General features: G+C 69.2%; 12 protein-coding genes. 2 read left to right on the top strand and 10 right to left on the bottom strand.

What is annotated here, in order from left to right; translation table 11 throughout:
• Positions 1-9: 9 nt before the first annotated feature.
• The 4 genes from PO605_RS15710 to PO605_RS15695 all read right to left on the bottom strand — a co-directional run bounded on the left by PO605_RS15710 (position 10) and on the right by PO605_RS15695 (position 5,219).
• Complete coding sequence (locus PO605_RS15710) at positions 10-1,008, bottom strand: tripartite tricarboxylate transporter substrate binding protein (protein WP_272206659.1); 999 nt, start codon at positions 1,006-1,008, stop codon at positions 10-12.
• A 20-nt stretch (positions 1,009-1,028) separates the two neighbouring features.
• The gene (locus PO605_RS15705; protein WP_047473651.1) at positions 1,029-2,609 is read right to left on the bottom strand and encodes a class I adenylate-forming enzyme family protein; all 1,581 of its coding nucleotides are present in this window, start codon (positions 2,607-2,609) and stop codon (positions 1,029-1,031) included.
• Positions 2,610-2,633: 24 nt separating this feature from the next.
• A complete protein-coding gene (locus PO605_RS15700) occupies positions 2,634-3,590 on the bottom strand; it encodes a Bug family tripartite tricarboxylate transporter substrate binding protein (protein ID WP_047473649.1) in 957 nt (318 codons plus the stop codon).
• A gap of 324 nt (positions 3,591-3,914) precedes the next feature.
• On the bottom strand, positions 3,915-5,219 hold the full coding sequence (locus tag PO605_RS15695) for a Glu/Leu/Phe/Val family dehydrogenase (protein WP_047473647.1): 1,305 nt from the start codon (positions 5,217-5,219) through the stop codon (positions 3,915-3,917).
• A 176-nt stretch (positions 5,220-5,395) separates the two neighbouring features.
• Here PO605_RS15695 and PO605_RS15690 point away from each other — a divergent pair, with 176 nt between their 5' ends.
• A complete protein-coding gene (locus tag PO605_RS15690; RefSeq protein ID WP_272206615.1) occupies positions 5,396-6,214 on the top strand; it encodes a fumarylacetoacetate hydrolase family protein in 819 nt (272 codons plus the stop codon).
• 24 nt (positions 6,215-6,238) lie between these two features.
• Here the strand turns inward: PO605_RS15690 and PO605_RS15685 are convergent, their stop codons facing one another.
• From PO605_RS15685 to PO605_RS15670, 4 genes are all read right to left on the bottom strand, one after another.
• Entirely contained in the window at positions 6,239-7,117 is an 879-nt protein-coding gene (locus PO605_RS15685; RefSeq protein ID WP_047473645.1) for a PPK2 family polyphosphate kinase, read from the bottom strand.
• A gap of 27 nt (positions 7,118-7,144) precedes the next feature.
• Entirely contained in the window at positions 7,145-7,546 is a 402-nt protein-coding gene (locus tag PO605_RS15680; protein ID WP_272206614.1) for a hypothetical protein, read from the bottom strand.
• A 5-nt stretch (positions 7,547-7,551) separates the two neighbouring features.
• The gene (locus tag PO605_RS15675) at positions 7,552-9,198 is read right to left on the bottom strand and encodes a M30 family zinc metallopeptidase (RefSeq protein WP_272206613.1); all 1,647 of its coding nucleotides are present in this window, start codon (positions 9,196-9,198) and stop codon (positions 7,552-7,554) included.
• 68 nt (positions 9,199-9,266) lie between these two features.
• On the bottom strand, positions 9,267-10,199 hold the full coding sequence (locus PO605_RS15670; protein ID WP_272206612.1) for a LysR family transcriptional regulator: 933 nt from the start codon (positions 10,197-10,199) through the stop codon (positions 9,267-9,269).
• 74 nt (positions 10,200-10,273) lie between these two features.
• Here PO605_RS15670 and PO605_RS15665 point away from each other — a divergent pair, with 74 nt between their 5' ends.
• Complete coding sequence (locus PO605_RS15665; protein ID WP_016452173.1) at positions 10,274-10,768, top strand: PACE efflux transporter; 495 nt, start codon at positions 10,274-10,276, stop codon at positions 10,766-10,768.
• On the opposite strand, the gene PO605_RS15660 is transcribed toward PO605_RS15665, so the two are convergent.
• Together PO605_RS15660 and PO605_RS15655 are read right to left on the bottom strand one after the other, a co-directional pair.
• Complete coding sequence (locus PO605_RS15660) at positions 10,741-11,688, bottom strand: response regulator transcription factor (protein ID WP_047218549.1); 948 nt, start codon at positions 11,686-11,688, stop codon at positions 10,741-10,743. The two genes, PO605_RS15665 and PO605_RS15660, sit on opposite strands and share 28 nt — an antisense overlap.
• Before the next feature lie 19 nt (positions 11,689-11,707).
• Positions 11,708-15,202: a hybrid sensor histidine kinase/response regulator gene (locus PO605_RS15655; protein ID WP_272206611.1), complete on the bottom strand. Its 3,495-nt coding sequence runs from the start codon at positions 15,200-15,202 to the stop codon at positions 11,708-11,710.
• Positions 15,203-15,279 lie beyond the last annotated feature (77 nt).

Raw genomic sequence — 15,279 nt, 5'->3', positions numbered from 1 at the left:
CGGCATGACTCAATCCACCCGTGCACCTGTCGATTTGACGACAGTGGCCCAGCGCGTGATTTCCTTGTCGATATGCGCCTGCAGCGCCTCGGGCGTGGAGCCCACGGGCTCGTAGCCGCCGGCGGCCAGCTGGGCCTGCAGCGCGGGCTGGCGCAGGGCGGAGGCGATCTCGCGGCTCAGGCGCTGGGTGGCTTCGGCGGGCGTGCCGGCCGGCGCGATGACGGCGTACCAGCCGGTCACGTCGAAGCCTGCGATGCCCTGCTCCTGGATGGTGGCCACCTCGGGCGCCAGCGCCGAGCGCTGCGGGCTGGTGACGGCCAGCGCGTGCATGCGCCCGCTGCGGATGTGGGGCATGGAGGTGGAGATGCTGTCGAAGGTCAGGTCGATGTCGCCGGCCAGCATGGCGTTGACCACGCCCGCACTGCCCTTGTAGGGCACATGGGTCATGCGCACGCCTGCCATGGAGCCGAAGTACTCGGCCGCAAGATGCCCCGTGTTGCCGTTGCCCGCCGAGCCGAAGGTGAGCTTGCCGGGGTTGGCCTTGGCGGCCTGGATGAGTTCCTGGATGTTCTTTGCCGGCAGCTTGCCGCTGGCCGCAACCACCATGGGCAGGTTGGCCACCAAAGACACGGGCGCGAAGTCGCGGCGGGTGTCGTAGGGCAGCTTGGGATAGAGGCTGTCGTTGATGGCATGGGCGGCCAGCACCATGAGCACGGTGTAGCCATCGGGCCTGGCGCGCGCCACGTATTGCGAGGCCAGCGTGCCGCCTGCGCCGGGCTTGTACTCCAGCACCACGGGCTGGCCCAGCTGCTGCTGCAGCTGCACGGCCAGCGGGCGGCCCAGCAGGTCGGCACTGCCGCCGGGTGGATAGGGAATGACCAGCTGGATGGGCTTGGCAGGCCAGGCCTCGGCAGCATGGGCGAGATGGGTGGCCGGGGCCAGCAGGGCGCAGGTCGCCAGGGCCAGGCAGGACAGCAGGCGGCGGCGCGGGAGTGGGTGCATGGGCATGGGCATGGGGGGACTCCGTTTCATGAAGAGGACAGGGCGCCGGCCTGGTACTGCTCGCGCAGCGCGCGCTTGAGCACTTTGCCGATCTCGCTGCGCGGCAGGCTGGCGGCCAGCCGCAGCTCGGCCACGCGCTGGGTCTTGCCCACGCGGGCGTTGAGCCATTCGCGCAGCTCGGCGGCCGAGGGTGTGGCATCGGGGCGCGCCACGGCGTAGGCCACGGGGGTCTCGCCCCAAGCATCGGAGGGCACGCCGATCACTGCGCATTCGGCCACCTGCGGGTGCTGCAGCAGCACGGACTCGATGTCGCTCGGGTAGACGTTGAAGCCGCCCGTGATGATCATGTCCTTCTTGCGGTCGCCCAGCACGATGAAGCCGTCCTCGTCCAGGCGGCCCACGTCGCCGCTGCGGATGAAGCGCAGGCCCTGGGCATCGAACCATTCGGCCTCCTGCGTCTTGTCGGGCAGGCGGTGGTAGCCGCTCATCATCCCGGCCGAGCGGCCCACGATCTCGCCCTGCTCGCCGTGCGGCAGTTCGCGGCCCTGCTCATCGATGAAGCGGATGTCGGCGCCCGGCCCTGGCCTGCCCACGGTGTGCAGCTTGTCGGGGAAGTCATGGCAGTGCAGCTCGCAGCGCACGCCGCCTTCGGTCATGCCGTAGTACTCGATGAGCCGTCCGGGCCAGCGGCGCAGCACCTCGGCCTTGAGCGCGGGATGGAACGGCGCGCTGGTGCAGAACTTGTGCCGCAGGCGGCTCAGGTCGGCGCTGTCGAACCCCGGGCACTGCATCAGCCGCTGGTACTGCACGGGCACGAGCATGGTGTGGGTGGCATGGTGGCGCTCGGCCAGTTCCAGGTAGTGCGCCGCGTCGAACTTGCGCATCAGCACCAGGGTGCCGCCCAGCCCCAGGGTGGGCAGGGCCGCGACCAGGGTGGTGTTGGAGTACAGCGGCGTGGCGCACAGCGAGACGGCATCGGGCCCGTAGCCGTTGTGGATGGCGCGCTGCACATGGGCCCAGCGCATGGCCCAGGACTGGACGATGCCCTTGGGCACGCCCGTGGTGCCCGAGGAGTAGATGACGTTGAAGGGCCAGTCGGGCTGGGGGTGGATGGGCGTGGGTGCCGTGCCATGGTCCGCTTCGTCCGCAGCCAGCCATTGCGACCACAGAATGCCGGCTTCGGCAGCGCCGTCCAGGGCCACGCATTGCAGATCCTGTCCGGCCTGCAGCGGCCATTGCGCGGCGGTTTCCGCGTCGCGCAGTACCAGCCGGGCGCCGCAGTTGTCCAGCATGGCGCTCAGGTGGCCGGCCGTGGCCAACGGGGCCAGCGGCGCCACGGCCACGCCCGCGCGCAACGCACCCAGGAAGGCCAGCACGTACTCGGGCGAGCTGCCCGCGCAGATGGCCACCACGTCGCCGGGGCCCAGGCCCTGGCGTTGCAGGCGCAGGGCCACGCGGTCCATGCCCAGGCGCAGCGCGGCGTAGTCGAGGCTGCGGCCATCCATGGCCAGGGCGGTGTGGCGGGGGCGCTGGCTGGCCTGCAGCGCGACGAGTTCGGGCAGCGAGCCAAAGGGCTGGCGCAGCAGGGCGGCGATGTCTTCTTGCATGGGGGGGCGGACGGGAGGGGAGAACTATTCCAGCGACAGGCCTGCGGCCTTGACGATCTGGGCCCAGCTCTTGCGTTCCTGGGCGATGAAGGCGTCGTACTCGGCCGGTGTCTCGCCACCGGGCACGCCGCCCAGGTCGGCAAAGCGCTGGCGCACCTCGGCCGTCTGCATGGCGCGCCGGGCCGACTGCTGGATGCGCTCGACCACGGCATCGGGCGTGCCGGCAGGGGCCAGCAGGCCGAACCAGGCCGTGACCTGCATGGGCACGCCGGCCTCGGTCATGGTGGGCACCTCGGGCAACTGGGCCGAGCGCGTGGCGCTGGTGATGGCCAGCGCGCGCCTGATGTGCGGCATGGAGCTGGGCAGGTTGTCGATCATGTAGTCCACCTGCTGGCCCAGCAGCGCCGTGACCGCAGGCGCGGCCCCGGGAAAGGGCACGAGCGTGACCTCGATGCCGGCCTTCTGGCGGAACATCTCCGAGGACATGTGCGGCGACTGGCCCACGCCCGAGGTGGACACGTTCAGGCGCCGGGTCCTGGCCAGCTCCACCAGCTCGCGCACGCTGCGCACGGGCGAATCGGCATGGACCACGAGGATGTTGGGCACGGAGATCACATTGGTGATGCCGCGCAGATCGCTTTCCTTGTAGCTGAGCTGCTTGTACAGGCTGAAATTGATGGCCACCGGGCCGATGTTGCCCATGAGCAGCGTGTAGCCATCGGGCCTGGCGCGCGCCACCTGGGCCGTGCCGATGCTGCCGCCGCCCCCGCCCTTGTTCTCCACCACCACCGAGGTGCCCAGGTCCTTGCCCATCTTCTCGGCCAGCACGCGCGCGGCAATGTCCGTGGTGCCGCCAGCGGCGGCCGGCACCACGATGGTGATGGGGCGTTCAGGCCAGGCCGCCGCCAGCGCGGCGGCAGGAGCCAGGGAGAAAAAAGGCAAAGCGGCCAGCAAGGCCAGCAGGCTGCGGCGGACGGTCATGGGCAGTCTCCAGTTCACTGCCCGCAACGATAGAAAACCCTGGGCCCCAGGGCACCAGGGTTTGACTGGAGATCCGCTTCGCCATTCGGAAACCCGCGCTTAGGCCTACTGGAACGGGTGCTAACCCCTTGCCAGCACCAGAAAAGAGCCCAAGAAAAAAGGCGCCGAAGCGCCTTTCATTGACCGTGTGGTGCACAGCGCCAAAAACTGGCGCGGCCCAAGTCAGGGACACCGAGCAAGGGCCGCCCTGCCGTGAGGGTGTCGTCCCCCTCCCTTGCGAAGCAAGCAGAGAGGGGGAAGGCGCGTCAGCGCCTCAGGGGGTGATCAAGGATACAGTCCTCGCATTTCGCGCGCATGCAGGATGCGCTGGCAGGCCACGATGAAGGTGGCGGTGCGCAGCGTCACGCCGTGCTGCTGGGCCACCTGCCAGATGGCCGCGAAGGCGTCCTGCATGATGCGCACCAGGCGGGCGTTGATCTCGTCCTCGCTCCAGAAGAAGCTGGAGAAGTCCTGCACCCATTCGAAGTAGCTCACCGTCACGCCGCCGGCATTGGCCAGCACGTCGGGCAGCACCAGCACGCCCTTTTCGGTCAGGATGTCGTCGGCCTCGGTGGTGGTGGGGCCGTTGGCACCCTCGATCACCATCTTGGCCTTGATCTTGCCGGCGTTGTCCTTGGTGATCTGGCCTTCCAGTGCGGCGGGGATCAGGATGTCGCAGTCCACGCCCCAGAAATCGGCAGCGTCCATGGCCTCGGCGCCGTCAAAGCCGCCCACGCCGCCCTTGGCGGCCACGTGGGCCAGCAGGGCCGTCACATCCATGCCGTTGGCGTTGCGGATGGTGCCGGTGTGGTCCTGCACGGCCACGACCTTGGCGCCCGCGTCGGCGAACAGCTTGCCGGCCGTGCCGCCCACGTTGCCGAAGCCCTGCACGGCAATGCGCGCGCCCTGGACCGACAGGCCGGTCAGCTTGGCCGCTTCCACGCCCACGGTGAACACGCCGCGGCCGGTGGCCTCGACACGGCCCAGCGAGCCGCCCAGGTCCACGGGCTTGCCCGTGACCACGCCGGTGGCGGTGGCGCCGGTGTTCATGGAGTAGGTGTCCATCATCCAGGACATGATCTGGCCGTTCGTGTTGACGTCAGGCGCTGGAATGTCCTTGGAGGGGCCGATCAGCAGGCCGATCTCGCTGGTGTAGCGGCGCGTCAGGCGCTCCAGCTCACCGCGCGACAGCGTCTTGGGATCGACACGGATGCCGCCCTTGGCGCCGCCGTAGGGCACGTTGACGGCCGCGTTCTTGACCGACATCCAGGCCGACAGGGCCATGACTTCGGACAGGGTCACGTCCTGGTGGAAGCGCACGCCGCCCTTGCCGGGGCCGCGGCTCAGGTTGTGCTGCACGCGGTAGCCTTCGTAGTGGGCGATGGTGCCGTTGTCCAGCTCGATCGGCACATCGACGATCAGGATGCGCTTGGGGCGCTTGAGGGTTTCGACCCAGCGGGCGAGATGGCCCAGGTAGGGGGTGACGCGATCGACCTGCTGCAGGTAATTGCCCCAGGGGCCGAGGTGATCGGCCTGCAGGTAGGAAGGGATGGCGTGGTTGGTAACGCCGGCCGAAGCGGGTTGCTGCATGGTGGTTCCACACAAGAGTTGTCTGAGGGTTTTGAGCTTATTCCCGGGGCTATGCGCTGTCCAACGCCTTATGCGCGAGAGCCTTATGCATTTAATGCATAACCATGGGATCGCCTTGTCCAGCGGACAATCGGGGCCGCTTGCGACCCTCCGATGCACTCCAAGAAAGCCGCTCCATGACGAACACGCCCCGCACTCCCACATCCTTGGCCCATGCGCTGCTCCAGGCGCGCCACAGCGGCGAATTGCTGGATGCCGACGACTGGGCCGACGTGGTGCGCGCGCCCGCAGATGCGCAGGCCGTGCAGGCCGCCATGGCGCCCGCCCTGGGCTGGCGCGTGGCTGGCAGCCAGCAGGGACCGGGCCGCGTTCCGGGCTATTGGAAGTCTGGCGCGCCGCGCCGCGATGCCCCGCTGACCCATGCGCCGCTGCCCGAAGAAGGCGTCTGGGCCAGTCCTTCGGTGGCCGGTGGCGCGCCGCTGCACCTGCGCGGCATCGAAGCCGAGATCGCCCTGCGCCTGGGCCGCGAGGTGACGGCCGAGATGGCTGCCGCGTTGCAGCCCGGCGATGGGCTGGAGCTGATCGACGGCATCACCGCCGCCATCGAGGTGGTGGATACGCGCTGGCGCCAGCACCTGAAGGCGCCGCCGCTGCTGCTGGCCGCCGACGGCCTGTGCCATGGCGCCCTGGTGCTGGGGCCGTGGCAGGACGCTTCGCGGCTGCTGCCGCGCGAGTCGCCGCGGGACTGGTCTGCCCAGGTCTGCCGGTTGCGCGTGGGTGCGGCGCCGCTGCAGGCGTTCACCGGAACGCATCCGCTGGGCGATCCGCTGTGGCTGCTGGCCGGCTGGTTGCAGGAGCTGGTGCGCCGCTATGGCAACGTGCCCGCAGGCACGGTGGTGACCACGGGCACATGGAATGGCCTGGCCTTTGCCCACGCTGGCGACCTGGTGGTGGCCGAGCTGGACGGCATCGCCGAGGCCCGCCTGCAGCTGTGAGGCTTCAGGCAGGCCATCGAGTGATCAGGTGATCTTGTAGTCCTTGAGGGCCGGATCGCCCTCGGGAAAGCGCAGGTCCAGGTTGCGCAGCACCTCGCGCAGCAAGGTGGCGATCATGAGGTTGCGGTGCGTCTTGGAGTCGGCCGGCACGATGGTCCAGGGCGCCCAGGGCGTATGCGTGGCGCCCAGCAGCTGGCCGTAGGCCTGCTGGTAGTCCTTCCACTGCGTGCGCACCTTCATGTCGTTCTCGTCGAACTTCCAGTGCTTGGCCGGGTCGTCCAGGCGCTCCTGCAGGCGCATGCGCTGTTCGTCGGCGCTGATGTGCAGCAGGAACTTGACGACCACGGTGCCCGTCTCGCTGAGCATGCGCTCGAAGTCGTTGATGTGGGCAAAGCGCTGGCGCTGCTGCTCGGGTGTGATCCAGCCGTTGACCACGGGCACCAGCACGTCCTCGTAATGGCTGCGGTTGAAGACCGTGATTTCGCCAGCGGCAGGCACCTGCTGGTGGATGCGCCACAGGTAGTCATGGGCGCGCTCGGCCTCGGTGGGGGCCTTCCAGCCCACGGCGTGCACGCCCAGCGCACTCATGCGGCCGAAGACGCCACGGATGGTGCCGTCCTTGCCCGCCGTGTCCGTGCCCTGCAGCACGACCAGCAGCTTGTAGCGGCGGTCGGCGTACAGCAGGTTCTGCAGCGCATCCAGCTCCTCGGCCAGGGCCTCGACGGCGACCTTGTCCTCGGCCTTGCCGTTGCCATTGGAAAAGGGCTTGGCGCCCGGGTCGAAGTCGGCCAGGGCAATGGGCTTGTCCTTGTCCTTGTCGGACCTGGCGGAGCGCGGCTGCCACTGTTCCCAGAGCTTTTGCACGGCCGCATCGCGGCTGGAGAAAGGGTTGGAGGCGTCCATGGATAGAGCGGTGGGTGAGGTGGAATGTCAGGGCCGGGCGCGAATGGATTGCACCTGCAGTTGCGGCTGCGCCATCGAAGTCGCGGCGCCAGCGGCGGGCCTGGGACCGGGCTGGCCCCGGACTTCCACGTTCTGCCGCTGCCACTGCGTGATCTGCTCGGCGCTCAGGCCCTGGAGCTGCCAGGTCTCGCCGGAGGTGGTCTGCAGCACGGGCTGCTCATGGGGCGCATTGCCGCGCAGCACCAGACGGCCTTGCAGGGTCAGGGGCTGGCTTGGTTCAGCCGCCGCACCCGAGGCCGGCGCAGCCGCGCTGGCGGCGGGCGAAGCCGGGGCCGAGCAGGCGCTCAGCAGGGCCAGGCCGCTGGCCAGCAGCAGCGGCAGACTGCGGCGCATGCCGCGGGCGGAAGCAGTCGGGTGTGCGTGGTTCATGGCGTTCAGCGTACGACGGCTGTCAGCGTGCTGCCTGCCGGAACACGCAGCTGTTCCTGGTAGGTGCCTTGCGCATCAGGCTGACGCAGGAAGGGGAAATGGCCGCGCGCATTGAGGTTCACCGGTACCGTGGTGGGCAGGACCCGGGAAGACGCCAGGCTGCTGCCGTTGATCGCGGCCAGGGTGAAGCCCTGCTCCGTGCGCGCGGGCCAGCCATAGCCGCTGGGCACATCGCCGGGCAGCAGTGCGATGTTGGCGCCCCAGCGCTGGATGGCGACCGGCAGCGTGGGGCCGCCCGCTTGCTGTATGGCATTGCCCAGGACCTGCAGCGAATCGGTGGACGTGGTGTTGCTCAGCAGCTGCTTGTAGAAGCCCACGCCGTACTGGCGCACCAGATAGGCGCCCAGGCTGCCGTTGACGTCGTAGCCGAAGCAGGGCGCGGCGGTGTCGGCGCTCCAGGCGGCGGGGTCGCAGTTGAAGCCCGAGCGGGACAGCCAGGAAGGGACGCGTCCATTGGCGATGGAGTTGAAGCCGGGCGTGACGCGCTGGGCCACGATGTCTTCGCCCATCATGGCGCTCATTTCCTCCAGGAAGGTGTCGAACGCGTAGTCGGTTCCCGGCTTGGACAGCTGGACGCTGCGGCGGTAGAAGTTCGTCATGTGGACGAACTCATGGGACAGCGTGCTGATCTGGTTGGTCATGCCTTCGGCAGGATCCAGGTACAGCGTTTCCGTATCCATGTAGAACGACAGCGATTGATTGCTGTACTTGAGGTCGGGGTTCGCCGGGTCCTGCTTGAAGTTGTTCAGAGACCAGAAATAGCCCAGCAGCCCGTACGGAGTGCGGTCCGGAACGAAATTCACGAACACGATGTCCAGGGGCTGTTCGGGGTCGATGAGGTTGCTGTAGGAGTGAGCGCCCCAGGGCTCGCCCGACAGCCCCGTGATCAGGGGATAGACCGCATCGGAGCCGCTGGTGAATCGCTGGAGCAGCGTGTCGAGCATCGCATCGCTGACCTTGGCAGCGTCGTACTCGCTGTCTTCCAGCCAGACGTTGATGGTGCGGGTGCCGGTGGGCGTGGGCACGCTGGCCTGGCGTCTGAGCGTGGCCTGGCGGGCTTCGATGCGGGAGTCGCCGGGTTGGACGAACCAGCTGCGCTGGCTGCCCACGGGCAGGATCGCCGCTGCCTGCGGCTTGATGGATTGCCGCGCCTGCATGTCCGCTGCCGTCAGGCGGGGCTTGAAGTTGCGGATGCGCTCGGGAATCCGGTTGACCGTTGCGGGTGCGGCGCTGAGGCTTTTCTGGGCCGTGGCGGTGGTCGCCGCAGGCGGAGTCAGCGTCAGGGCGGGCATGGGCACGCTGGCGTCGCCGTTGTTGGTGTAGATCAGCGTGACCTGCTTGCTGCCCAGGTTGGTCAGACCCACAGGGATCTGCTGCTCGGCCTGCGTGGTGTTGGTGTAGCTCCAGACGCCCACGCCCTGGCCCGAATAGGTGGTGGCATTGGCCGCGCCGCAGGCCGTGCCCGAGCAGGCGGCGGTCAACTGCGAAGACGGGCCGGACGGGCCGCCGCCTCCACCTCCGCCGCAACCGGCCAGAACGGCGCCCAGGGCCAGTGCGATGGCGGTCTTGCTGTGATGATGATCAAAGAACATGTTTTCCCTTCCTCTTGTGTGACCTGCTGCTGGAGATGTGGATTTTTGGTCCGATATGGCGAGAGATGCTACCCGATGCGATCCGCATCGCTGTCCGGCAACGGCCGCACCGGCACCTGCAACTGCTCCACGAACCGCCGCGCCGCCAGCCCCAGCGGGCGCTCCTTGGACCACACCCAGTCGACGAACAGCTGGGTGCCGTTGCTGATGTTGCACAGCGGGATGCGCAGCAGCGCGCCCGTTTGCAGCAGGGGCTCGGCGACGCTGAAGGGCAGCCACCCCCAGCCCAGGCCGGCCGAGATCAGTGACAGGGCCGCCAGGTGGCTGTCCGTGCGCCACAGCTGGTGCGAGAACACGAAGCGCGGATCGGTGTGGGCCAGGTCGCGGCTGGCCAGCAGGATCTGGCGCGTGCCGGCCAGTTGGCCCACGTCCAGGCGCTGCTGCCCGTCCACGCCCAGTTGCCGGGCCAGCGGATGCCTGGCCGCCATCACGGCGATCATGGTTTCCTGGCCCATCTCCTGGAAATCCTCGCGGCCGTCGATGGCCGGGCGCTCGAAGACCAGGGCCAGATGTGCGCGGCCCGAGTGCAGTTCCTTGAGCGCATCGACCTGGGCGGCCACCAGCACCTCCACCTCCAGACCCGGGAATTCCTCGACCAGCGGCTGCAGCGGCGCGGCCCAGGCCGTGGACAGCAGCTCGGGCGCGATCACCAGGGTCAGCCGCTCCTCCAGTCCCTGGTGCAGGGCCAGCGCCTGGTGGTTGAGCTGCTGCAGCTGGGTGGCCAGCAGCCGGGCCTGGGGCTCCAGTGCGCGCGCCGCCGCCGTGGGCCGGGGCTCGCGGCCGCTGCGGTCGAACAGCTGCAGGTCCAGCTCGGCCTCCAGCTGGGCGATGGCCATGCTCACGGCCGAGGGCACGCGGCCCAGCTGGCGCGCGGCGGCGGAAAACGAGCCGTGGTCCAGCACGGCAATGAACAGCGGCACCTGGTCGGCTGGAAAGGACATGGTGGGGACCTGTCAGATTTATTGAAAGAATCTGACTTTAACGTTCAATTGCCGGCATATAGACTGCGCCCCCTATGACCTTGCAGACACACAAAAAGGGCCTCCAGGGGCCCAAGCGCAAAGTGGTCTTCGTGACCCTGTATGAATTGATCGCCATCCTCGCCTCCAGCCTGCTGTTCATGGCCATCGGCCAGAGCGCCGGGCATTCGGGCGGCATGGCGATTGCCGCCTCCACGCTGGCCATCGTCTGGAACCTGACCTTCAACCACCTGTTCGAGCAGTGGGAGTCGCGCCAGAGCGTCAAGGGCCGCTCGGTGCTGCGCCGCGTGGTGCACGCCCTGGGCTTCGAGGGCGGGCTGGCCATGGTGCTGATCCCGCTGATGGCCTGGTGGTTCGGCGTCACGCTGTGGGAGGCCACGGTGATGGAGGCCGGCCTGCTGGTCTTCTTCCTGGTCTACACCTATGTCTTCAACTGGTGCTTCGACCATGTGTTCGGCCTGCCGGCCTCGGCCTCGGCATCCGCTGCGGTGGCACCCCGCGCTCAGGGCGAGCCGGCCTGCAGCAGCTGACCGGCCACGGCGGCGGCGGCCGTGCGGGTCTCCACGCCGAGTTTCTCGAAGATGTGCTCCAGGTGCTTGTTGACCGTGCGCGGGCTCATGCCCAGGATGTCGGCGATGTCGCGGTTGGTCTTGCCCTTGCTCAGCCATGACAGCACCTCGGTCTCGCGCGGGGTGAGCGCCACCTGCTGCAGCCGGCGCGCGGCGGGCGCCTGCGGCGCCTCGTGGCTGAGCAGCACCATCGACTCCCCCAGGCCGCTGGCGCCCATGTGGCGCGCCAGCAACTGGCGGCCATCGGCCAGGGCCAGCGCCAGATCCTGGTGACCGGCCTGGTCCGGCTGGTGGGCACCGGCCAGCCAGTCCCCGGCCGCCTCCATGGGGAAGGGCTGGTCCGCAAAGGCCTCCTCCAGCCAGCGCGCTGCCTGGGGAGAGCGCCAGGCCACGCGGCCCTGGCCGTCGAGCACCACCACGCCCAGCCCCGCCACGTCCACGGCCTCCTGCGCCTGGCGCGTGGCGCGGGCATTGCGCACATGGGTGGCCAGGCGCACCAGCACCTCGGGGATGCGCAGCGGCTTGACCACGTAGTCCACGCCGCCGCTGGCAAAGCCGCGGATGATCTGGTCCGTGTCCGACAGGCCGGTCATGAAGACCACGGGCACGTGGGCCCAGGCCGGCGTGTCCTTGAGCCGGCGGCACAGCGTGAAGCCGTCCATGCCGGGCATGACGGCGTCCAGCAGCACGCCATCGGGCACGGTCAGGGCAAAGCGCTGCAGCGCCTCGTCGGCATCGCGCGCGGCGAGCACCACGTAGCCTTCGGCGGCCAGGGCATCGCACAGCATGCGAAGGCTGTCCAGCGCGTCGTCCACCACGAGGATCACATGGGCGCCGTTGCCATGGCTGCTGCGGCTGGTGGCGGTGGTGGTGGCGGTCATTTCCTGCCCTCCTGGATGTTCATTCATCTGTCTCCTCCTGTTCCTGTTCGTCTTCTTCCCGGGGCAGCGGCAGCAGGCGCGCCAGCGCATCGAAATCGAAGCGGTTCGCGCAGGCCTGCAGCGCATCGAGCAGCGCGGCATGCGCGGGCGCCTGCTGGCGCGCCTGGCGCAGGCGCTCGCGCAGGGCCGTGGCCTGGCCCGAGCGCGCCAGCCGGGCCAGGTCTTCGCGCAGGTCGGGCGGGAAGGGGGCGGCTGTCGGCGCCTGCGCTGCCTTTGCCTCTGCCTGCTCCGCGCGCGGCGCCGGCAGCAGCAACGGGCGGTTGTCATGCACCCATTCGATCCGCAGCACGCGCTCGAGCACCTGCAGCAGCTCGGACTCGATCACCGGCTTGGCGACAAAGCCCTGGCAATGCGCATCGGCCAGGCGCGGCGGGTCGTTGTCGAACAGGTTGGCCGAGACGAAGACCACGGGAAGCTGCTGCGCATCCCGGCGCGCGCGCAGCAGGGCGGCGGTCTGCCAGCCGTCCAGGTCGTCCATGCTGATGTCCAGCAGCACCAGGTCGGGCAGGCTTTGCTCCACGATCTCCAGGCACTCGCGGCCGCTGGCGGCCTCGCGGATCTCGAAGCCCAGCGGCAGCAGCAGGCCGGCCAGCAGCTGGCGCTGCAGCGGCTGGTCGTCCACCACCAGCAGGGTGCGCCGGGGCGGCAGATAGCCGATGACGGTGTGCAGCGTGGCGGCTGCGCCGGGGGGCACCCAGGACGCGTCGGGCGCCATCTCGGGCAGGTACAGGCGCACGGTGAAGCAGCTGCCCTCGCCGGGCGTGCTGCTGAGCGTGAGCTGCCCGCCCATCAGCTCGGTCAGCAGGTGGGTGATGGTCAGCCCCAGGCCCGTGCCCGCCTCGCTGACGCGCCGCCCCGCGCTGCCGCGCTCGAAGGGCACGAAGATGCGCTCCATGTCCTGCGGTTCGATCCCGATGCCGGTATCGATGACCTCGATGCGCGAGACATGGGGCCGGAAATCCATGCGCAGCCGCACCTCGCCGCGCTGGGTGAAGCGCACGGCGTTAGACAGCAGGTTGATCAGGATCTGGCGCAGCCGCTTGGCGTCGGCCCGCACCCAGCGCGGCATGGTGCCCAGCGTCTCGACCGAGAACTGCAGCCCCCTGGCCTGGGCCTGGGGCCGCATCATGGCCTCGATGCCGTCGATCAGCGCGGGCAGGGGCAGGGGGGCGAGGTCCAGGCGCAGGCGGCCGGCCTCGATGCTGGCCAGCTCCAGCGATTCGTCGATCAGCGCGCGCAGGTGCTGGCCGCTGTGCTGCATGGTGGACAGGGTCTCGCGTACCCAGCCATCGACCTGCGGGCTCTTGAGCAGGATCTGCGTATAGCCCAGCAGGCTGTTGAGCGGCGAGCGCAGCTCGTGCGTCATGCCCGCCACATAGCGGGTCTTGGCCTGGCTGGCCTGCTCGGCATGGTCCTTGGCGGCCTGCAGCTCGGCATCGGTGCGCTTGTGGGCGGCGATCTCCTGCAGCAGCAGCTGGTTCTGGCGCTCGGACTCGTCCTGGGCCATGCGCCGGCTGTCCGTGCTCAGCACCACCCACCAGGCGGCCACGGCGCACAGCAGGGCCAGCAGCGCGAAGACCTTGAGGAAGGGGATGCGCAGCGCGCCGCCATCGACGCTGCCTGCCTGCAGGCTTTCCTGCATGTAGACCACGCCCACCATGAAGGCCGTCACCGCGCACAGCGACAGCATCACCACCAGGTACTGGCCCGCGCGGAAGTTCACCTTGGTGGCCCAGCGCGGCGGCAGCATGGCCGAGGCCAGCGCGCGCAGCTGCTCGCCCGCGCGCGAGCCGGTCTTGCAGCGGTCATGGCAGCGCGACTCCAGCGAGCAGCACAGCGAGCAGATGGGCGCGCCGTAGGCCGGGCAGCGCGCCATGTCCTCGGACTCGAACTGGTTCTGGCAGACGGCGCAGCGCACCGTCTCGCCTGGCTTCCACAGATTGCCTGCGGGCCGTGCCAGGTAGTAGCGCCCGCCCGTCAGCCAGGCCAGCAGCGGCGACAGCAGCATGGACAGCGCCAGCGCGATGAAGGGCGAGAACGCGGCCGCCGTCTCGCCCAGCAGGCCCGCATAGGCGCAGCAGGCCACGGCGGCGGCCAGCAGCATGGCGACGGGGCCCACGGGATTGAAGTCGTACAGATGGGCGCGGCGGAATTCGATGCCCGGCGGGCTCAGCCCCAGCGGCTTGTTGATGACCAGGTCGGCCACCAGCGCGCCCACCCAGGCGATGGCCACGTTGCTGTAGATGGTCAGCACCTTCTCCAGCGCGCCGAACACGCCCAGCGTCATCAGCAAGGTGGCGATGACCACGTTGAACACCATCCAGACCACGCGCCCCGGATGGCTGCGCGTGATGCGCGCGAAGAAGTTGGACCAGGCAAGCGACCCCGCATAGGCATTGGTCACGTTGATCTTGACCTGCGAGATGACCACGAAGACCACGGTCACCGCCACGGCCAGCCCCGGCAGGCCCAGGGCCTGCAGCACCTGCTGGAAGCCTGCCAGGAACATCTGCGTGGGCTCGGCCGCGCGCGTGGCGTCCACCCCCTGCAGCTGCATGGCCGCGAACGCGAGAAAGGCGCCGCCCGCCATCTTGAGCATGCCCATCACGGCCCAGCCCGGGCCGGCCACCAGCACCGCGCCCCACCAGCGCAGCCGGTTGGCCTGGGTGCGCGGCGGCAGAAAGCGCAGAAAGTCCACCTGCTCGCCGATCTGCACCACCAGCGCGAAGATCACGGCTGCCGCCGCGCCGAACATCAGCGGATCGAACTGGCTGCTGCCCGAGCGCAGGCCGGTGAGGCTGGCGAAGTCGCGGTACAGCTGGGGCTGGGCCAGCGCCATCCACACGAAGGGCAGCACCAGCAGGAACAGCCACAGCGGCTGCGTCCAGGCCTGCAGGCGCGAGATCAGCGTGATGCCGCGCATGGCCAGCGGCAGCACCACCAGGGCCGACAGCGCATAGCACCACTGCAGCGGCCAGTCCACCACCAGCTGCAGGGCCAGCGCCATGATGGCCGCCTCCAGCGCGAAGAAGATGAAGGTGAAGACGGCGTAGATCAGCGAGGTGATGGTCGAGCCCAGGTAGCCGAAGCCCGCGCCGCGCGTCAGCAGGTCCATGTCCAGCCCGTAGCGTGCGGCGCAGACGGCGATGGGCAGCCCCGTCAGGAAGATCACCAGCCCCACGGTGACGATGGCCCACATGGCGTTGGCGAAGCCGTAGTTCAGCGCAATGGCGCCGCCGATGGCCTCCAGCGCCAGGAAGGACAGCGAGCCGAAGGCCGTGTTGGCCACACGGAACTCGCTCCAGCGCCGGAAGCTGCGCGGCGTGTAGCGCAGCGCGTAGTCCTCCATGGTCTCGTCGGCCACCCAGGCGTTGTATTCGCGCCGGAACCGGAAGATGGTCTGCGGCGCGGCTGCGGTGCCGGTGGGGCTGTCGGGCGGGGGGGCGGAGTGCATTCCCAGGTCTAGCAAGAAACGTGCGGGGCCAATGCTGGCGCGGCTTGCAAGAGGGGTAGCCGGGGTGCGTACGCAGG

This window comes from Delftia sp. DT-2, assembly GCF_028401915.1.
GTDB lineage: Bacteria > Pseudomonadota > Gammaproteobacteria > Burkholderiales > Burkholderiaceae_C > Comamonas > Comamonas tsuruhatensis.
The sequence above is the reverse complement of the archived record's forward strand: the minus strand, read 5'-3'. Positions and strand labels throughout refer to the sequence as shown.